Origin of the sequence: Paraburkholderia phenoliruptrix, assembly GCF_019511605.1 — a bacterium.
GTDB classification, from domain to species: domain Bacteria; phylum Pseudomonadota; class Gammaproteobacteria; order Burkholderiales; family Burkholderiaceae; genus Paraburkholderia; species Paraburkholderia phenoliruptrix_A.
This window is the reverse complement of sequence record NZ_JAEUAV010000006.1, coordinates 114,282-133,314: the sequence shown is the minus strand read 5'-3', so window position 1 is coordinate 133,314 and position 19,033 is coordinate 114,282. Positions and strand designations below refer to the sequence as shown.

Annotated in this window: 20 protein-coding genes; 15 read left to right on the top strand and 5 right to left on the bottom strand. The window is 64.1% G+C overall.

Annotated features, from left to right (window positions below):
• Window positions 1-74: 74 nt before the first annotated feature.
• The 5 genes from JNB89_RS11045 to JNB89_RS11025 all read left to right on the top strand — a co-directional run bounded on the left by JNB89_RS11045 (window position 75) and on the right by JNB89_RS11025 (window position 5,352).
• A complete protein-coding gene (locus JNB89_RS11045; protein WP_220362201.1) occupies window positions 75-1,019 on the top strand; it encodes an SMP-30/gluconolactonase/LRE family protein in 945 nt (314 codons plus the stop codon).
• 180 nt (window positions 1,020-1,199) lie between these two features.
• Window positions 1,200-2,369, top strand: a complete 1,170-nt coding sequence (locus JNB89_RS11040; RefSeq protein WP_013342509.1) for an extracellular solute-binding protein — start codon at window positions 1,200-1,202, stop codon at window positions 2,367-2,369.
• An 81-nt stretch (window positions 2,370-2,450) separates the two neighbouring features.
• A complete protein-coding gene (locus JNB89_RS11035; protein ID WP_220362200.1) occupies window positions 2,451-3,530 on the top strand; it encodes an ABC transporter ATP-binding protein in 1,080 nt (359 codons plus the stop codon).
• Entirely contained in the window at window positions 3,527-4,423 is an 897-nt protein-coding gene (locus JNB89_RS11030; RefSeq protein ID WP_218741218.1) for an ABC transporter permease, read from the top strand. Before JNB89_RS11035 ends, JNB89_RS11030 begins: the two co-directional genes overlap by 4 nt.
• Window positions 4,423-5,352 carry an ABC transporter permease gene (locus JNB89_RS11025; RefSeq protein ID WP_220362199.1) on the top strand — a complete coding sequence of 310 codons (930 nt, stop codon included), beginning with the start codon at window positions 4,423-4,425 and terminating at the stop codon, window positions 5,350-5,352. The genes JNB89_RS11030 and JNB89_RS11025 overlap by 1 nt, the downstream gene beginning before the upstream one ends.
• A gap of 57 nt (window positions 5,353-5,409) precedes the next feature.
• On the opposite strand, the gene JNB89_RS11020 is transcribed toward JNB89_RS11025, so the two are convergent.
• Both JNB89_RS11020 and JNB89_RS11015 read right to left on the bottom strand, forming a co-directional pair.
• The gene (locus JNB89_RS11020) at window positions 5,410-6,015 is read right to left on the bottom strand and encodes a short chain dehydrogenase (RefSeq protein WP_220362198.1); all 606 of its coding nucleotides are present in this window, start codon (window positions 6,013-6,015) and stop codon (window positions 5,410-5,412) included.
• Window positions 6,016-6,224: 209 nt separating this feature from the next.
• On the bottom strand, window positions 6,225-6,677 hold the full coding sequence (locus tag JNB89_RS11015; protein ID WP_220362197.1) for a DUF3005 domain-containing protein: 453 nt from the start codon (window positions 6,675-6,677) through the stop codon (window positions 6,225-6,227).
• A 278-nt stretch (window positions 6,678-6,955) separates the two neighbouring features.
• Between JNB89_RS11015 and JNB89_RS11010 the strand changes: the two genes are divergently transcribed.
• The 3 genes from JNB89_RS11010 (at window position 6,956) to JNB89_RS11000 (ending at window position 9,087) form a co-directional block, all read left to right on the top strand.
• On the top strand, window positions 6,956-7,189 hold the full coding sequence (locus JNB89_RS11010) for a hypothetical protein (protein WP_013342515.1): 234 nt from the start codon (window positions 6,956-6,958) through the stop codon (window positions 7,187-7,189).
• A 126-nt stretch (window positions 7,190-7,315) separates the two neighbouring features.
• Window positions 7,316-8,239 carry a serine O-acetyltransferase EpsC gene (epsC, locus tag JNB89_RS11005; RefSeq protein WP_220362196.1) on the top strand — a complete coding sequence of 308 codons (924 nt, stop codon included), beginning with the start codon at window positions 7,316-7,318 and terminating at the stop codon, window positions 8,237-8,239.
• Entirely contained in the window at window positions 8,239-9,087 is an 849-nt protein-coding gene (locus tag JNB89_RS11000; RefSeq protein WP_220362195.1) for an AraC family transcriptional regulator, read from the top strand. Before epsC ends, JNB89_RS11000 begins: the two co-directional genes overlap by 1 nt.
• Before the next feature lie 211 nt (window positions 9,088-9,298).
• On the opposite strand, the gene JNB89_RS10995 is transcribed toward JNB89_RS11000, so the two are convergent.
• Entirely contained in the window at window positions 9,299-9,817 is a 519-nt protein-coding gene (locus JNB89_RS10995) for a metal-dependent hydrolase (RefSeq protein ID WP_220362194.1), read from the bottom strand.
• Window positions 9,818-9,851: 34 nt separating this feature from the next.
• Complete coding sequence (locus JNB89_RS10990) at window positions 9,852-10,208, bottom strand: sugar ABC transporter ATPase (RefSeq protein ID WP_220362193.1); 357 nt, start codon at window positions 10,206-10,208, stop codon at window positions 9,852-9,854.
• A gap of 413 nt (window positions 10,209-10,621) precedes the next feature.
• Here JNB89_RS10990 and JNB89_RS10985 point away from each other — a divergent pair, with 413 nt between their 5' ends.
• Together JNB89_RS10985 and JNB89_RS10980 are read left to right on the top strand one after the other, a co-directional pair.
• Window positions 10,622-11,182 carry a hypothetical protein gene (locus JNB89_RS10985; RefSeq protein WP_220362192.1) on the top strand — a complete coding sequence of 187 codons (561 nt, stop codon included), beginning with the start codon at window positions 10,622-10,624 and terminating at the stop codon, window positions 11,180-11,182.
• Window positions 11,183-11,366: 184 nt separating this feature from the next.
• Complete coding sequence (locus JNB89_RS10980; RefSeq protein ID WP_135891589.1) at window positions 11,367-13,322, top strand: PhoX family protein; 1,956 nt, start codon at window positions 11,367-11,369, stop codon at window positions 13,320-13,322.
• A 34-nt stretch (window positions 13,323-13,356) separates the two neighbouring features.
• On the opposite strand, the gene JNB89_RS10975 is transcribed toward JNB89_RS10980, so the two are convergent.
• Window positions 13,357-13,815: a hypothetical protein gene (locus JNB89_RS10975; protein WP_220362191.1), complete on the bottom strand. Its 459-nt coding sequence runs from the start codon at window positions 13,813-13,815 to the stop codon at window positions 13,357-13,359.
• Between the two features lie 270 nt (window positions 13,816-14,085).
• Here JNB89_RS10975 and JNB89_RS10970 point away from each other — a divergent pair, with 270 nt between their 5' ends.
• From JNB89_RS10970 to JNB89_RS10950, 5 genes are all read left to right on the top strand, one after another.
• Window positions 14,086-14,796, top strand: coding sequence for a CDP-alcohol phosphatidyltransferase family protein (locus JNB89_RS10970; RefSeq protein ID WP_220362190.1), 711 nt, complete (start codon window positions 14,086-14,088; stop codon window positions 14,794-14,796).
• The gene (locus JNB89_RS10965) at window positions 14,793-15,626 is read left to right on the top strand and encodes a HalD/BesD family halogenase (RefSeq protein ID WP_220362189.1); all 834 of its coding nucleotides are present in this window, start codon (window positions 14,793-14,795) and stop codon (window positions 15,624-15,626) included. The genes JNB89_RS10970 and JNB89_RS10965 overlap by 4 nt, the downstream gene beginning before the upstream one ends.
• Window positions 15,623-16,651: a lysylphosphatidylglycerol synthase domain-containing protein gene (locus JNB89_RS10960; RefSeq protein ID WP_013342525.1), complete on the top strand. Its 1,029-nt coding sequence runs from the start codon at window positions 15,623-15,625 to the stop codon at window positions 16,649-16,651. The genes JNB89_RS10965 and JNB89_RS10960 overlap by 4 nt, the downstream gene beginning before the upstream one ends.
• Window positions 16,652-16,678: 27 nt before the next feature.
• A complete protein-coding gene (locus JNB89_RS10955; protein WP_013342526.1) occupies window positions 16,679-17,443 on the top strand; it encodes an NTP transferase domain-containing protein in 765 nt (254 codons plus the stop codon).
• Between the two features lie 167 nt (window positions 17,444-17,610).
• Window positions 17,611-19,014 carry an MFS transporter gene (locus JNB89_RS10950; protein ID WP_220362188.1) on the top strand — a complete coding sequence of 468 codons (1,404 nt, stop codon included), beginning with the start codon at window positions 17,611-17,613 and terminating at the stop codon, window positions 19,012-19,014.
• Window positions 19,015-19,033: the final 19 nt, after the last annotated feature.

Below are 19,033 nucleotides of genomic sequence, written 5' to 3'. Positions count from 1 at the left end.
CGTCTGAACATCATGCGAAGATCGCCGGTGCGGCGCGCACGCGTCGCACGTCAATCCAACTCTACAGAGACAGCATGACCGACAACAGCCGACGTTACCCCGACCCTTCCGTGCGTGTGTTCGATCCGCGCTTCAAGGCGCTGACTCTTGCGTCGGCGTCTGTCGAGTGTCTTTATCAGGGCGCGCGCTGGTCCGAGGGGCCGGTCTGGTTCGGCGACGGCCGCTATCTGCTGTGGAGCGACATACCCAACGACCGCATTCTGCGCTGGGACGAAGCGAGCGGCCTCGTGAGCACGTTTCGCCAGTCGTCGAACAATGCGAACGGCCATACGCGCGACCGGCAGGGCCGGCTGGTGAGCTGCGAGCATCTGACGCGCCGCGTGACCCGCACCGAATACGACGGCTCGATCACCGTGCTGGCGGATCGCTACCATGGCAAGCGCTTTAATTCGCCGAACGACGTGGTGGTGAAGTCGGACGGTTCCATCTGGTTCAGCGATCCCACCTTCGGCATCGACAGCTTCTACGAAGGCGAGAAGCAGGAATCGGAACTGCCGGCGTGCGTATACCGCATCGACGGCCAGTCGGGCGAAGTGAGCATGGTTGCCGACGGCATATGCGGACCGAACGGGCTCGCGTTTTCACCTGACGAGTCCGTGCTCTACGTCGTCGAATCGCGAAATACGCCGCGCAAGATTCTTGCGTTCGACGTGCAGGACAACGGCGCGGGCGCGGCGCTCGCGAACAGCCGCGTGCTGATCGACGCCGGCCCCGGCACGCCGGATGGCTTTCGCGTCGATATCCACGGCAACCTCTGGTGCGGCTGGGGCATGGGCACGGACGAGCTCGACGGCGTGCGCGTCTTCACGGCGCAAGGCGAGCCGCTCGGGCACATTGCGTTGCCGGAGCGCTGCGCGAACGTGTGCTTTGGCGGACGGCATCGCAACCGGCTTTTCATGGCGGCGAGTCACGGCCTCTATTCCCTGTATGTGAACACGCAAGGCGTGAGGGGAGGCTGAACGCGCGCTGCGCAACGCGGCGCGCAGGAAGCCCGCGCCCATCGATCAGTGGATGAAACGCGCTCACGCGTATTTGCTTGACATCGGCTGTGCCGCTTCGCTATGTTGCAGTGGTTGAAGGAGACAAGACGCAAGGGGTAGTCGACCGGCGGACTTCATACCAAGAAGCGAGGAGACGCAATGACTGTTTCGTGCAGGTTGTCGCTCGGGCTGGTGTCGGTATGTCTCGCGGCGAGCGCCGCATTCGCATCGTCCGCGTATGCGGCCGATCCGGTCACACTCAATATCGTCGACGTGGCCGGCGATCTGCAACTCACGCAAAAGGGCTTCGAGGCGTTCAAGGCGAAGTATCCGAACCTCGTCGCCAATATCACCTACACGAACGCACCCGCGCCGCAATTGCCCGGCAAGATCAAGGCAATGCAGGCGGCCGGCCGCTCCGACATCGACCTCGTGCTGACCGGCACGGACGCACTCGCGGCCGGCATCGAACAGAACCTGTGGACGAAGCTGCTGCCCGACAATGCGGCGCAGTTCCCCGGCGTGCTCGACAAATACGCGCCCGGTCCGCGCAAGATGCAGGAGCTCGCGCAGGGCTTCGGTCTGGAAGTCGCGTATATGCCGGCCGGACCGCTCCTCGAATTCAACCCCGCGAAAGTCAGCGATCCGCCGAAAACGCCGGAGCAACTGCTGCAATGGTGCAAAGCCCATCCGGACAAGCTGATCTACGCGCGTCCCGCGAACTCGGGCCCGGGCCGCACATTTCTGATGGGCCTGCCGTATGTACTCGGCGACAAGAATCCGCAAGATCCCATCAACGGTTGGGACAAGACCTGGGCCTTCCTCAAGCAACTGAACGAATGCATTCCGTACTATCCGGGCGGCACCTCGGCGGTCATGAAGGAGCTGGGCGAGGGCACGCGCGACATGACGGTCACGGTGACAGGCTGGGACATCAATCCACGCGCGCTGGGCATCGTGCCGGCCGATTTCCGCGTGCAGGCGTTCGACAACATGACGTGGGTGAACGACGCGCACTACATGGTGATTCCCAAGGGCGTGCCGAAAGAAAAACTCGAGGTGCTCTACAAGCTGATGAACTTCATGCTGGAGCCCGCGCAGCAGGCCATGACCTACGACGACGGCTACTTCTATCCCGGCCCTGCGATCAAGGGCCTCACCGAGGCACAGGCTCCCGCGCATAGCCAGGAAGTCCTGAAGAAATATGGACGCCCTGAGTACGCAAAGCTGCTGGCAGAACGTCCGCACGTTTTGCCGCTCAATGCGGCCGCAATGGTCGCCGCGTTCAGGAAGTGGGACACGGAAGTCGGCGCGCAGAAGACCAAATAGCCCGTCCCTGTGCGCCTGCGCTCGACCATCCATGCCAGTGCGATTCGCGCGTGACGGCTCGCGCGCATCAGGAAACCGCCCATGAAGCACCACTTTGAGCAGTTGCGGCTCGATTCGGTGAGCCGCAATTTCACGAACGCGGAAGGTCAGTCTATCGCGGCGCTGCAAGGACTCGACCTGAACATTCGGCGCGGCGAGTTCATCGCGCTGCTCGGACCTTCGGGCTGCGGCAAGTCGACGGCGCTGAACTGCATTGCCGGTTTGCAACCGTTGAGCGGCGGCGGCATCTGGCTCGACGACAAACGGATCGACGTGTTGCCGCCGGAAAAGCGCGGCTTCGGCATGGTGTTTCAGAACTACGCGCTGTTTCCGCATATGAGCGTGCTCGATAACGTCGGCTTCGGTCTGAAAATGCGCGGTGTCGGCAAAAGCGACATTGCGCGACGCGCGCGCGAGGCGCTGCAACTGGTGCAACTGGTCGGCCATGAGCGCAAGTTGCCGGGGCAGCTTTCGGGCGGTCAGCAACAGCGTGTGGCGATTGCGCGCGCCATCGTCATCGAGCCGCCGCTCATTCTGATGGACGAACCGCTTTCCAACCTCGATACGAAGCTGCGTATCGAAATGCGCGCCGAAATCCGGCGTATTCATAGTCAGCTCGAACGCGCGACGCTGTACGTCACGCACGATCAGGACGAAGCGCTTTCGATGGCCGACCGCATCGTCGTGATGAGAGAGGGCGTGGTGCAACAGGTCGCGACGCCGAAAGAGGTCTACACGCGGCCGCGCAATCTGCATGTTGCGCGCTTCATGGGCTATCGCAATGTCGCCGAATTCACGCTTGAAGGCACGCAGGGCGAAGGCGTCGTGGTGAGCGCGAATGGCGTGCGTCTGATCGGCACGCCCATGGCAGCGTTCAACAGCAAACGCGTGAGCGTGGCGTTGCGTCCCGAAGACATGGAGCGCGTGGCGCCGGACACCGATAACGCGTTCGACGCCTTGGTCAACGTGGTCGAATATGGCGGCAACAGTTCGTTGCTGCGCGTGAAGACCGCGTTCGGCGACTTGTGGGCGCGCGTGGCGGGCGAGTTCGAAGAGGGCCAGCGCATCAGCTTGCGCGTACCGCCGTCGCGCACGCTGGTGTATGACGCAGAGGCGGCATGAACTCACCGACGTTGCCCACGCCCGTGCCGCCCACCGCGCCCACACTGCAGCGCGACGCCAAGGCTTGGCTCGTCACGCCGGCGTTGCTCTTTATCGTCGCGTTGTTCATCTATCCGTTCGCCTACGGTCTTGCACTGTCGTTCCGGCCGATGAACGGCGGCAGCGCATGGGCCAACTATCTGACGTTCTTCACCGACACGTCGATGTGGCCGACCATTCTCGTCACATTAAAGCTCGCCGTGCCCGCGACGCTGATCAACGTGGGCGTCTCGGTGCCGGTTGCATTCGCGTTGCGACGGTATTCGCGTTATCAGAAGTTCGTGACCACGTTGCTGGTGATTCCGGTCACGCTCGGCACTGTGCTGATCGCCGACGGCATGCTCACTTACTTCGGGCCGAACGGCTGGTTCCCGCAAGCGCTGCACGGTCTGCATCTCTATGCGAGCGAAGTGCGGCTCACGCATAACTTTTGGGGCGTGCTGATTTCGCTGATCGTGTCCGGTTTCCCGTTCGCATTTCTGTTGACACTGTCGTACGTGACCGGCATCGACCCCACGCTCGCGAGCGCTGCCGCCACGCTCGGTGCGAGCCCTTGGCAACAGTTTCTGCGCATCTATTTACCGCTGCTCGTGCCCGGCTTGACGATGGCCGCGTGTCTTTCGTTCGTGCAGGCGTTTTCGGTGTTTCCATCGGCGGTGCTGCTGGGCGCGCCCGCGGGACCGACACGCGTGATGTCGATTGCTGCCGCCGAAGCAGCGTTCGAAAGCTATGACTATTCGCTCGCCTCCGCGATTGCGATGGTGATGGGCTTCGTGCAACTGCTGGTGGTCGCCGCGATGCTTGGCGCGCGACGGCTCTTCTACAGCGGCCCGGCAACAGGAGGCAAAGGCTGATGAGGACCGAGCATCGCGGCGCGCCGTCTGCCTGGTCCGCGCCAGCCGCAGCAGAAGCGAGCGACGGAGCCCGCAAGCCCGGCAAGCGCGCGAAGCCGCAAGAGAGCGCAGCGGGCCGCGCGTGGCGCGTGCTGGTGTGGGGCGCAATGGTGTTCTTCCTCGTCAACGTCGTGTTGCTGATTGCGACGGTGGCGGTCAATTCAATCGCGACGCGCTGGTTCGGCACCCTGCTGCCGCAGGGCTTCACGCTGCATTGGTATGCGCAGGCGTGGCGCGACTTCCAGTTGGCGAGCGTGTTGTGGGTGACGCTCGAGGTGGTGGGCGCAGTCGTCGTGCTGTCGGTGCTGCTCGGCGTGCCCGCGGCGTATGCGCTCGCGCGCGTGCAGTTTCCCGGCAAGCGCATCGCCATGCTGGTTTTTCTGCTGCCGTTGATGGTGCCGCCCGTCACCTACGGCATACCCATGGCAACGGTGATGTACAAAGTGGGGCTCGCCGGTACGCTAAGCGGCGTGATACTGGCGAACCTCGTACCCGCGCTGCCTTTCGTGATTCTGGTCATGACGCCGTTTATCGAGCAGATCGATCCGAACCTCGAAGCGGCGGCGCGAATTTTCGGCGCCAACACGTTTCGCTATTTCCGCTACGTGCTGTTGCCGCTGCTCGTGCCCGGCATGCTGGCGGCCGCGTTGCTCGTGCTGGTGCGGACCATCGGCATGTTCGAGCTGACGTTTTTCACAGCGGGGCCCGCGACGCAAACACTGGTGGTCGCACTGTATTACGCGGTGTTTTCCACTGGCGTGCGGGCGCCGCAATCCATCGACGCGATGGCGATGATCTACATGGCGATCACGCTGATCTGGGTGCTGATCGCGCTGCAGTTCGTGAGCCCGACGCAGATCGTCTCACGCGTGAAGGAGCAGAAGCACTGAAGCGCGTCGCAACTTGCGAACGCGCCGGCCCTATTGCTGGGTCGCTCGGTAGCTCGCTCAGTAGCCCACGCGATAAACGCGGCCGGTCTGCGCGCCTTCCACACTGCGCAGATACGCTTGCGCAGCGCGCTGCGCCGTGACCGGTTCGAAGCCACGGAAGTACGGCGCGTAGGCTTCCATCGACTCGCTCAACACCGTCGGGCTGACTACGTTGATACGAATGCCGCGCGGCAGTTCGATTGCCGCGCCGCGCACGAAACCTTCCAATGCCAGATTGACGGTCGTCGCATTCGCGCCCTCGCGAATCGGCTCGTCGCCAACAATGCCGCTGGTCAGCGTGAACGAGCCGCCGTCGTTCACATAGTGCTGCGCCGTGAGCACGACGTTGATCTGCCCCATCAGCTTGTCCCGCAGGCCGACCCAGAACTGTTCGATACTCATTTGCGGCAGCGGACCGAAATGCAGTTTGCCGATGGTCGTGACGACCCCGTCCACCTTGCCGATCTCGCCAAAAAGCCGCTCGACGCTCGCGGGATCTGTGCTGTCCACCTGATACTGGCCGCGCGTAGCACCGACCTCGACGACTTCATGGCGCGCCTTCAGCTCCGCGCTCACTGCCTGGCCGAGGGTGCCGGTGGCGCCGATCACGACGATCTTTTTCATTCGCTGCTCCGTTGAGTTTGACGTGCGGCGATTGTGCGCCGCGTCGCACCGCAACAAAAAGCCCCGGCGGCGAGCAGGTCTCGCAACCGCCAGTTTCTAATTGCGGATATTCGTTTAAAGCGCGGGCTGTTAAACGACGAGGGCGCCGGTATCCACCGACAAATCGGCTTGACCGGCGCAATTCAAACAAAACGTGCAGAAAGAACTGATTATTTCACGCGATGTATTTCGATCAGCCGCGTGGGGCGCAAATGATTAAGGGCGTAATGGGCGCGGCCGCGTTCGCCGCGGTTTTCACCCGCGCGCGAATAGTCGAAGAGATCGTCCGTGGAATGCAGCGCCTGCGGCTCCAGCATGCCCTTGTCGATCACCGTGTAGCCAGGCGCGAGCGCAAGCAACAGATGATTGCCGCCCACCCGGCTGTCGAACCCCGCCATGCCGTCGAGCGCTTCCGGCACGCTGTTGACGAGCGTTGCGTTGCTGTTGGTGATCTCGTCCACGGCTATGGGGCTTTGCCCTGCAATGCGCGCGGCTTCGTGGTTCTTGCCGTCGGTGTCGACCGTGCTGTCGTGCGTGCGGTCGTTATGCAACTCCGCGCTGTAGGGGCGGCTCGCGCCCATGGGTTTGGCCGCGTCTGTGGACTTGTCGATATGGCTGTTCATATGCATTCTCCTTGCAAGAAGTCAGGTACGAGGAGAGCAAAGTCCGTACCTTTTCCGAGGCGATTGCGAGCGCGCGTCTTTCGTTTTTTTTAATGAACGCGCATTTTCTACAGAGTATGATCATACTCCGGCGAGAGGGGGGAGGTTCAAGCGCAGCGGTTAATGCGCGCGGCGCCGGTTCTACTGTGCGGAATACTCCCTGCTCTTTTTGGGCGCGGTGTGCAACGAACGCGGGCTTACTGAAAACATTCCACGGGGGCCGTCAGGGCGGGTGACATATGCACTTCGATGCTGCATTTACACATCGCGGCTATTTGTTAAATTGCGCACCGGCGCGGGCCGGCGACGGCAGTTGGCAGCCGTACGTGGTCATCTCGCGATCGAGCGACGGCGAGCTCGTCGCGAACCGTTTTTTTCCTACCGATCTGCGCTTTCCCGATGAAGCGGCCGCCATCGCCCATGCACGCGATTGGGCGGTGCGCTGGATCGACGCGAGCAGCGTGACCATCTGAGCGGCGCGCTGCCTCTGCTTGCGCGCCCGCACGCCTTCGCGCAACGCTGCGCGAGCCTGCGCAAAACGCGGTAATCTCTCGGGACAATCACCCGATACCGTGCCCCCGTCGCACGGCGCTGTCTTTATGCCTAACGTGCCTTCCCACAACTGGGGCCTTGAACAGATCGTCGCGGACCTGCGCGCGTCGCGTGAAGAGTTGCACCGCACGCGGCATCCGCTCGGCATTCGCGAACTGCCCTCGCGCGAAGCGGTGATCGGCATTGTCGCCGGCCTGCGCGCGGCGCTCTTTCCCACGCACTACGGCGCGCCCGATCTGACTGACGAAACCGTCGACTATTACGTCGGCCACACGCTCGAAAGCACGTTGCGTCTGCTTGCCGAGCAGATTCGCCGCGCGTTGCGCTTCCTGCCCGAACACGCGCAAACGTCGGAGGCCGAATTGCGCGAGCGCGCGTTCGAAGTGGCCCGCGAGTTCGGCACGCAGTTGCCGCGCATTCGTGCGCTGCTCGTGAGCGACATTCAGGCCGCGTTCACCGGCGACCCGGCTGCGCAGCACATCACCGAAATCCTGCTTTGCTATCCGGGGGTGTGGGCAATGACGCATCATCGGCTCGCGCATGCGCTGCATGGTCTCGGCGTGCCGTTGCTCGCGCGCTTTATCAACGAGATCGCGCATTCCGCGACCGGCATCGACATTCATCCGGGCGCGACGATCGGCCCGAGTTTTTTCATCGATCACGGCACGGGCGTCGTGATCGGCGAAACGGCGATTATCGGCGAGCACGTGCGCGTGTATCAGGCCGTGACGCTCGGGGCCAAGAGCTTCGCCGCGGATGTGGACGGCACGCTCATCAAGGGCAATGCGCGGCATCCTATCGTCGAGGACGACGTGGTGATCTACGCAGGCGCGACGATTCTCGGACGCGTGACCATTGGGCGCGGCTCGGTGATTGGCGGAAACGTGTGGCTCACGCATAGCGTGCCGCCTGGCAGCAGCGTTTCGCAAGGCAAGGTGCGCGAAGGCGAGCGCGACGAAGGGCGGCGCTAATGTCCGCGCGCGACGGGACGCGTGGCCGCGTCTACATGCCCCGTTGCGCGATAGCTGGCGTGGAGGCGACGGTGGCCGAAACCGCGCGCGCGTTTCCGCGCCATTCGCACGACCGTTTCGGCGTGGGCGTGATTCTCAGCGGCGGGCATAAGTCCGCGAGCGGCCGCGGGCCTGTCGAAGCGCGCATGAACGACGTGATTACGGTCAACCCCGGCGAAGTGCACGACGGCAGCCCGCTCGACGAGCGTGGCCGTGCCTGGCACATGCTGTACTTCGAGCCGTCCATGCTGGCCGACGCCGCGGCCGAATTGAGCGGCGCCGAGGTGCGCGACGTCGAACTCGCGCAGCCCGTCGTGCAAGATGTGTTGCTCAAGCGTCTTTTCGAGCGGCTCTTTGCGGTGGCGGTGCAGCCGCCTTGCGCGGGCGATGACCTCGCGCGCGAGCACGCGTTGCTCGAACTGATCGCGCATCTGCTGTGCGCGCTCGCGAGCCGTCGCACGACGCGCCACGCGAACGCGTTGGCGTCGCGCTCGGCCGGACCGATTGCGCGTGCCAGGGCGCGTATCGACGACGATCCGGCCGCGCCGCTCACGCTGGCCGATCTCGCGGACGAAGCGGGCATCAGCCGCTTCCAGTTGCTGCGAGCGTTCGCGCACGAAACCGGCCTGCCGCCGCACGCGTACCGGATGCAGCGGCGCGTGGCGCTGGCACGGCAACTGATAGCACGCGGCATATCGCTCGCCGACTCGGCTGCAGCGGCGGGCTTTGCCGACCAGAGCCACATGACGCGGGCTTTCGTGCGCCTGTTGGGCGTGACGCCGGCGAACTACGCGGCGGCGATGCGTTGAGAGGCGTGTTTGGCGTCGCGCGTTGACGAGCGCGGTGGCCGCTTGCAGACATGAGGCTCGACTGCGCGCCTGAAGGCGCGATTTGAAGCTGGGTGCGAAGTTGCAGTGAGAGCTACGATTCCACACCGCGCTTTCAAAATCACAATCCAGCGCCGCGCTTCAAAGCCTCCATTCAAAGCCGCGCTTTAAAGCCGCGCTTCAAAGCCGCCATTCAAAGCCGCAGATGCCTAAGCATCTGCAGCCCATGCATGCCCGCCAGCCCCGCGTGCCGACCGACAAACCACGCGGCTGCCCACGAAGCGGCCACCACGATCAGGTCGCAATGTCCGCTGTTCCACAGGTTCAACGAATGCCGTGCGCCGATCCACGGTACACCGAGCGGGTTCGGCCAGTCCGCGAGCAGATGCATCACGCCGCCGCATGCGAAGCCGAACGCAGCCGCGGCGTAAATCGAATCGCCCAGCGCGTGATACGAAAGCCCGAGCAACGCAAGCCAGCCGATGCCCCAATGCGTCAGCGTACGGTGCGCGATCCACAGCCGACGCTTGCGCGACCACCAGGCGACTTCGAGCCAGTCCGGCGCCGTGCTTCCCGCCACGCCCGCAACGAAGCTCAGCAGCACGCTCGCATAAACGAGGCCGCCGTGGCCGCCGCCGTTGTGCAACACGAGCGCCGCAGCAATGACGCCCGCTGCGAAACCGGTTGCGTGGTGGGCGTTGCTGGATGCCATGCGGAGTATCGAGCCGACGGTCGCGATATGGAGCTTAGGTCGCGCAACGCGCAATATTGAAGCGCATTTCCGGTTCCGGCGGATCATCCGGCGCATTGGCCGGGCGCATGACCTTGATGACAGAGCCGGCGTTCGACGGCGTCAGCGTGACGAAGTACGAATTGTTCGAGTCGGAGCCGACCGCGATTTGCGTTGCGCTGCCCACGCGCGAGAGCCGCACGCGCGACAAGCGGCTTTCGAGGCAACTGGCGATATAAGCGGGCGCGCGCTGCGAGGACACGTACATCATAGGCTGCGACGGGTCGTGCGCGGAAGGGCCGCTCGACGAGCCGCAAGCCGCGAGGGTCGCGACTGCAACAGCCGCGGGAGCAAGCAGGAAGATTCGTTTCATGGTGATGTCGTCGGCGTTCCCCGTCTTGGGTGGGAGCGTGTGCGCGAGCGAAGCGAGCGCGCCAAAGATACGATTGACGCAGCGTCACGCTTCGCGACGAAGCCGCTTTTCGCGCGTAGAGCGCTCGTGCTGCAAGCACGATCGCAATCGCGCCCGGAAAGCGGACGCCCGAGTATACCCAGCGCACGCTCGCGTCGGCAGTCCCGTTACAAGCTGAAACGTCGCTGCGGTTTGTGGCCGGTTTTATAGCGGCCTGTCACGTCGAAACTGAACCGCGCGATACCCGTGCAGTCCCCGTGCAATACCCGCGCGCACTTGTCCGTTCGTCGGAGTGCGGCGCTTTGCATGCGTGAGCCGGGTAGAATTGCAGGCTCGAAGTGTGTACATGTCCAGCGAAAGTGAGTGAACCTGCAATGACCGATCCCATCCTTCCATCGTCCGCCCCTGCTGTTGATTCCACGACGGAAGGCACGTCCTCACAGGACGCCGCGCAGTTGGACGGCGATTCCGAATCGGTGCACGAAGACCGCCTGTGGCGCGACGACGGCTGGACCGCGCGCGTGATCAAGAACGAAGACGACGAAGGCTGGGCCGTCGCCATGATCAAGGACGGCGAAGCGGAACCTGCGCTCGTCGGCCCGTGGACAATGGGCCGCAACAAGAAGGACCCGAAGCCGCTCGACGCGGCCGCGTTCAACACGCTGGTGAAAACCGCCTCTGAAGTATTGCGCCGCCATGAACAGCAGTTGCGTGCGCAACTTCACAAGGCCGTGCGCGTGGAGAGCGCGGACGGCAACGACGAGCTCGACATTACACTCGACATCGTGCCCGACGAAGACGAACCCTACGCGCTGCTTACGGCGCTCGACGCGTACGGCGAGCAACTCGCGCAAGTGCAGGTCGCGCCGAACTTCAAGCTCAGCAAGGCGAGCGCGTCGGCGTGGGTGGAAAACGAATTCCGGCGTCCGGGCTGACCTCCGCGCGGCAAGCGCCGCTTTGCTCGGGCGAAATTCTTACCTGAGCCTGTCAATATACTTTCACATTCAATTCATAGAATCCTCGCGTCATAGCGGCGCGAGCGTGAATCATGCGGTCTGAATCCAGGTCGTGCCGGCTGTGAGTCAACCCCACGCCAACCACAACCAGGATTACGACAACATGGCAGAGCCGTTCGATCTCTCCCGCCGCAAGGCCCTGAAACTGTTTGCCGGTGTACCGATGCTGCCGCTGGGCGGGCTTGCGACGGCGTCCATGTTGAGCGCCTGCGGAGGCGGCAGCGACGACCTCGCGACGCCGGTCAAGCCGGTTGCCAACTTTGTGTCGGCGGCCTTCGGTTCGATGGCCGCGCCGACGCTCGCCGACCCGGCGTCGATGGCAAAGACCACAGTGGGCTCGACGCTGACCGTGCAATTGAGCGACGGCAGCAGCCGCACCTTCAAGCTGTCGTATCAGCCGTTTTTCATCACCGGCGACATGGTGCCGAACATCCAGGGCGGGACGATTCTCGCGGGCGGCTATGTGGACATCAACAATCAGCCGATTATCGACAAGTCGGTGCCCGGCAAGGAACGCCAGTTCTATTCCGATTGCCCGGACGGCAGCTCGCTGATTCGCCTCGATAATCCCACGGTCAAGGGCATCAAGGGCAAGGCTGTGTTTGCGGTGGTGCAGTTCGAATACACCACGCGCGACCAGAGCCTCGTGTCGATGTATGGCCAGTTGCCCTCGCCGATCGCCGTGCTCACGCTCGACCAGGACCAGGCGACCGGCAAGCTGACGCTGGTCGGCTATCACAACGTGGATACGTCGAAGGCGCATGGTCTGTGGATCACCTGCGGCGCGAGCCTCTCGCCGTGGAACACGCATCTGTCGAGCGAGGAATACGAACCGGACGCGACCACGATCTCCACCAACAGCCAGTTCAAGGGCTTCAGCCGCAATCTGTACGGCAGCGAGACAGCGGCCAACCCGTATCACTACGGCCACCTGCCGGAAGTCACCGTCAACCCCGACGGCACCGGCAGCATCAAGAAACACTACTGCCTCGGCCGCATCTCGCACGAACTCGTTCAGGTGATGCCGGACAAACGCACGGTGCTGATGGGCGACGACGCCACCAACGGCGGCCTCTTCATGTTCGTCGCGGATCGCGAGGCCGACCTGTCGGCGGGCACGCTGTATGTCGCCAAGTGGACGCAGGTGTCGTCGAGCGGCGCGGGCGCAGCAACGCTTTCGTGGATCAACCTCGGCCACGCGACCAGCGATGAAATCGAGGCGCTCGCGAACACGCTGACCGCCGCCGACATCATGGACGTCAAGACGGCGGACCCCGCCGACGCGTCGTACACGAAGATCAATTTCAACGGCACGTTCAACTGGGTCCGCGTGAAGCCGGGCATGACCAAGGCCGCGGCCTTCCTGGAAACGCATCGCTACGCGGCGCTCGCCGGCGGCAGCATGGGCTTCACCAAGCTCGAAGGCACGACGGTCAATATCAAGGACAAGGTGCTGTATTCGGCAATGTCGCGTATCGAGAAGTCGATGGTGCGCGGCAATGCCGCTTCGACGGACGTGGCTGTCGACAAGACCATCAGCGCCGGTGCGGTCTACGCGCTGAACATGAAGGGCGGCCAGAGCGACCGCAGCGGCGGCGCGATCAACAGCGAGTGGGTGCCGGTCGACATGGCGGCGCCCGCCGCGCTCGTCGGCGAGGATCTGGCCACGGCCGACGCGCTCGGCAATACCGCGAATGCCGAGCGTATCGCGAACCCGGATAACCTGAAGTTCTCGGAGAAGCTGCGCACGCTCTTTATCGGCGAGGACAGCGGCATGCACGTGAACAACTTCCTGTGGGCGTACAACGTCGACACGAAGACGCTCTCGCGCGTGCTGTCGTGCCCGGCCGGCGCGGAGTCGACGGGGCTGCACGCAGTCGACGAAATCAACGGCTGGACCTATGTGATGAGCAACTTCCAGCACGTCGGCGATTGGGAAAGCCCGCTGCACGACAAGGTGAAAGCCACGCTCGATCCGCTCGTGCGCGCGAACTACAAGGACCGCTTTGGCGCAACGGTCGGCTACCTGACGGCCGATCCGACGTCCATCAAGCTGTAATGGCGTGTGAGGCGGCGCGCCGCAATGCGCCGCCTTAACTGCGCTTGCAGAAAATCGCCGTGATCAGCGGCGCCACGCGGTGCACGATCGCCGTGCCGCCGGCCGCCGTCACGGCGTTCCTCACCTTCGATTCGCTCCCGAACACCACCACCCCATAGGCCGAGCGCGCCACTGGCTCGCCTTCGCCCACCCGAAACATCGGATCGTCCTTCTCGTAGCCGACCACCGCGAACACGTGGAAGCCGAACGCGCTCAGGTCCGCGCCTTGCGCGGGTGAAAATGCATTGATCGAATTGCTCTCGACCCGCGTGGGTTTCGGATCGATCAGTTGCTGGGCGGCCAGATCGGCGATGAACTGGTGGGCGGTTTCATTGCAGGCGAGCGGCGCGTCGAGAGCGGCCGCATGGGCGGCAAGCGGCAGCGCGCCGGCCGCGACCGCAAGAGCGGCGCAACGAACGGCACGCGAAGCGGCAAGCGGAAAAAAGCGTTTCATAGCATGGACAGCGGCATGTTCAATGTAGCGCAATGTAGTGTGCGCACAACGCGCGGCCCGGCGATGGGACGCAGGCCGGCGAGCCCGCGAACACGGTGCGCATCGAAGAGGTTCGGCGGGGCAGGCGCAACAGGACCCGCACTTTAGCGCGATTCGGCCAATCCTGCTTTACGCGCGGGCCGTCAGCGAGAGCGCGGCGGGTTTGGGGCAGGGCAAAGAAACTAACGGGAAGAAAGCAATCTTTTGCGATCCCGTATATATTTCCGGGTTATGAATTCAAGACCGCAGACTCCTATAAACGTACCGCCGCCCAGAACCTGGGACGCGCGGTTGGCCCGCTGGCTCGTGGTACCGCTCGTCCATACGCGCGTGTCGCCCAATCATCTGACCACGCTGCGCCTGCTGATCGGCGTAGCAGGCGCGCTTTGCCTCGCGCGCGGCGGCTTTGCGTGGACCAATGCCGGCGCGCTGCTGATCGTGCTGTCCAATTTCGTCGATCACACCGACGGCGAACTCGCGCGCATCGGCGGCAAGACGAGCCGGATCGGTCATTTTTACGACCTCGCGGCAGACGCCCTCGTCACCGTCATGCTGTTCGTCGGCATGGGCGTCGGCGCGAGCGCATCGAATCACGCCGGCCTCGTGGTCGGGCCGGGCTGGCTCGGTGCGGTGGCCGGCGTTGCCGTCGCGCTGATCTTCTTCTTGCGCATGCGTATCGAGGAAATGGCGGGCAAGGCCGGCACGAAGCAGGCGGCAGTCGGCGGCTTCGAAACCGAAGACGTGCTGTACCTGCTGCCCATCGTCACGCTCACGAGCGTGGTGTTGCCGTTCGTCGTGGTCGCCTCTATCGGCGCGCCGCTTTTCGCCGTGTGGGTGATGATCGATTACCGGCGTGTCGTGCGCCGCAGCGCCAAGCCGTCGGCCGTGGCCACGGCGGCTTCGGCGGCTTCGGAAACGAGTCAGGTCTGGGCGGGCAAATGAGTACACACGCCGAAGACGACCTGGCCGCATCGATCACGCGGGAATCCGCCGTCGCTGCGCCGGCGCAGGCCCCGGCAGCGCCCGACGCCGACCGCGCGGTCGCAAGCCGCACGCGCACGTTCGACAATCCGCGCCTGCGCAAGGACTTCGCCGACCAAGGCGCGTTCCTCTATATGGAGGATTTCCTTGCGCCTGAAGTCACCGCGCAACTCGTGCACAGCGCGCGTGCGCTGCTCGACGAGGTAAACCGCAATTACCTGCCGGGCCACAAGCAGGGCGGCAGCGTGAGCCGTCATACCATCGACCGTCTGGCGCCGTTTATCGCGGAGCTGTATCGCTCGAAGGAACTGATCGGCTGGCTGGAGCAACTGAGCGGCGACAAGCTGCAAGTCTCGCCGGCGGACGACCCGCACGCTTACGCGCTCTATTACTACACGCGGCCGGGCGACCACATTGGCTGGCACTACGATACTTCGTACTACGACGGCCGCCGCTACACGCTGCTGCTGGGCGTGATCGACGAATCGTCGTGCCGGCTCGACTACGAACTGCATACGCGCAACCCGGACGTGCCGGATCAACCGGGCTCGGTGCAGATCCCGCCGGGCGGCCTCGTGTTTTTCGACGGCGACAAGCTGCGCCATCGCATCACGCCGGCAGGTCCGAACGAAATGCGCGTGTCCCTTACGTTCGAATACGTTACTGATCCGAACATGCGTCCGTGGCGCCGCTTCATCTCGAACATGAAAGACGCCATTGCGTATTTCGGCTTTCGCCAGGTGTTCCGTCAAATGACCCGGGGCAACAGCCGCGGCGAGGACCGCGCATGACTCGGGCGGCCCTGATTCTGCTGTCGATCGGTACGGCGCTCTTTGTCGGCCTGCTCGCGTGGCAGGGCTTCGGTTCGGTTGCATCGACGCTGCTCGCGGCCGGCTGGGGGCTCGCGCTCGTGGCGGCCTTTCATGTCGTGCCGCTCGCGCTCGACGCAGGCGCGATCTCGACGCTGCTGCCGCGACATCGCGACAACAATGCCCAGGCGCATGACCCTTTGCCGGTGCGCGACGCGCTGTTCGCGCGCTGGATCGGCGAATCCGTGAACAGCCTGCTGCCGGCCGGCCAGATCGGCGGCCCGGTCGTAATGGTGCGGCAACTGTCGCAACGCGGCATGCGCATGCGCGACGCGGCAGCCGCCATTACCGTGAGCACGACGGCGCAGGCGCTGGCGCAGATTATCTTCGCGCTGTTCGGCCTGCTGATGTTCGGCGCGTACGCCGCCCACGGCGCGCTGCACGACCTGCGAACCGCAACGCTCATTGCAACCGCCGTGCTGGGCGGCATGATCGTCGGCTTCTACTACGCGCAGCGGCGCGGACTGTTCGGCCGCCTTCTGGGCGTACTGTCCAAGGTATTCGGCAAGCGCGACTGGTCGGGGCTCATGACGCGCGCCGAAGCTGTCGACGCCGCCGTGCAGGCCATGTACCGCGAGCGCGCCCGGGTGGCCGCGAGCTTCGCGTTCAGCCTCGCGGGTTGGGTGGTCGGCACGGTGGAAGTGTGGCTCGCACTGCGCTTTCTCGGTCATCCCGTGGACTGGGTCGATGCGCTGCTGCTCGAAAGCCTGGGGCAGGCGATTCGCGGCGCGGCCTTCATGATTCCGGGCTCGCTCGGCGTGCAGGAAGGCGGCTATCTGCTGCTTGCTCCGCTGGTGGGCTTGCCGCCTGACGCGGCGCTCGCGCTGTCGCTCGCCAAGCGCGCGCGCGAAATCCTGCTAGGCTTGCCGGGTCTGCTGGTCTTGCATTTCAGCGAACGAAGCTGGCAACGGCGGCGTGCCCTTGGGCGCGTTCCCGCCGTCGATTAAACTCCGTATCTTTTCAAAGGACCGCGCATGCGTGCCATCATCCTCGCTGCGGGCCTCGGCCTGCGTCTCCAGCAACCGCCGGAAGCCCAGTTCCCGAAATGCCTGTTGCAGTTCGACGGCATGAGCCTGCTCGAGCGGCATCTGCAAATGCTCGAAACCGCCGGCGTGACCGAAGTCGTGCTGGCGCTCGGCTTTCAGCCGGAGTCGGTGCAGGGGGAACTGGCGCGCATCAACTGGCCGCACAAGGTGGAAACCGTGCTCAACACGCGCTACGACCTGGGCAGCGTGCTGACGGTGCACACGGTGGCCGAGGCGCTCACGCGCGGCGGCGACGTGCTGCTGATGGACGCCGACGTGCTCTACGACGAGCGCATTCTGAGCGCGCTGGTAGCGGGCGAAACGGTCAACCGCCTGTTGATCGACCGCGATTTCGAAGCCGGCGACGAGCCCGTGAAGCTGTGTCTGAAAGACGGCGTGCCGGTGGAGTTGCGCAAGCAGCTCGCGGTGAATCTGGAATACGACACCATTGGCGAATCCGTGGGCTTCTTCCGTTTTCGCGAGGAAACGGCGCGGCGTTTTGCGCAGATCGTGGCAGGTTATGTCGACGGCGGCCGGGCGAACATGCCGCACGAAGAGGCGGTGCGCGATCTGCTGCTCGAGCGCAGCCAGGTGTTCGACACCGCCGACGTGACCGGCGCGCCGTGGATCGAGATCGACTTCCCCAACGACGTAGCGCGCGCTACTACTGAAATCCTGCCGCAACTGCAGCCGCTCGTCAGCGCTTCTCGCTGAACTGCGACGCGCTTTGCAATGCACACACGAAGAGCCGGCTCCACGCCGGCTCTTCGTCTTTCGAGTCCGTTGCATTTGCATTGGGCGAGGCAACTCCGGTCCCGTGCGTTGCGCTGCAATGCCATAATCAAAGCTTTATATCGACGGCTTTCTCAGCCGCCTGGTCAATGCCCTTCGCTTTAGGCGCTTTCATCGTTCCGCTGATCGTCGCATGCGCGATGTTCATGGAAAACGTGGACGGCACGGTCATCGTGACGTCGCTGCCCGTGCTGGCCCGCGATCTCGGCCAAGACCCCATCACTCTGAAGCTCGCCGTCACCGCGTACGTGATCGGCCTTGGCGTGTTCATTCCGATTTGCGGCTGGGTTGCGGACCGCTTCGGCTCGCGCACTGTGTTTCGCACAGCCATCGGCATTTTCATGGCCGGCTCGCTGATGTGCGCGGCGTCCACTTCGCTCGGCATGTTCGTGGTCGCGCGCTTCGTGCAAGGCATTGGCGGCGCGATGATGGTTCCCGTGGGCCGCATCATCATTTTCCGTTCGGTGCCCAAGTCGGACTTCATACGCGCGGTCAATTATCTGACGGTGCCCGCGCTGCTCGGGCCGGTGGTCGGTCCGCCGCTCGGCGGCTTCATCACGACCTATCTGCATTGGCGCCTGATTTTCTTCGTCAACATTCCAATCGGTCTGCTCGGCATCTGGCTTGCCAACAAGCACATTGCCAATGTGCGCGAAGCGCATCCGGGCCCGCTCGACTGGGTCGGCTTTCTGTTGTCCGCGAGCGGCGCGTCGCTGTTCATGCTCGGGCTTTCACTCGTGGGCGGCGAACTGGTGCCCAACGCAGTGTCGTTCGGCATGTGTGCCGTCGGCGTCGTGCTGCTCGTGATCTACGTGCTGTACGCGAATCGGGCGGACATGCCGGTGCTCGATCTGCGGCTGCTGCGCATTCCCAGCTTTCACGCGAGCGTGGCCGGCGGCTCGCTGTTTCGCATCGGTCTGGGCGCGGTGCCGTTTCTATTGCCGCTTGCGTTGCAGGAAGGGCTTGGCATGACGGCGTTCGTGTCGGGCTCGATCACCTGCGCGTCGGCGTTCGGTTCGATTTTCATGAAGGCTGCGGCCTCGCGCATACTCGAACGGTTCGGCTTTCGCACCGTGCTCATGTTCAACGCGGGCTGCGCGGGCGTGGCCATTGCCATCTACGGTCTGTTCTTTCCAGGCACGCCGCACTGGCTGATCTGGTGCGTGGTGCTGTTCGGCGGTTTCTTTCCGTCGCTTCAGTTTACATCGCTCAACACGTTGGCGTATGCCGACATTCCAAGCCGCGACGTGGGCCGCGCCACCAGCGTGGCCAGTGTGATCCAGCAGATTTCGCTCGGGCTCGGCGTGACCATTGCGGGCATCGTGCTGCAAATCTCGCACAACCTGCAGGGCCACACGCGCATTGTGTTCTCCGACTTCTGGCCGGCCTTCGTCGTGGTCGGACTGTTCTCGTTTCTATCAATTCCGGTCACCGCGCGCCTGCCGCACGACGCCGGCGACGAAATCGCACGCGGCCGGCGCGGCACCGCCTGACACGCTGACGAAGGCGCGC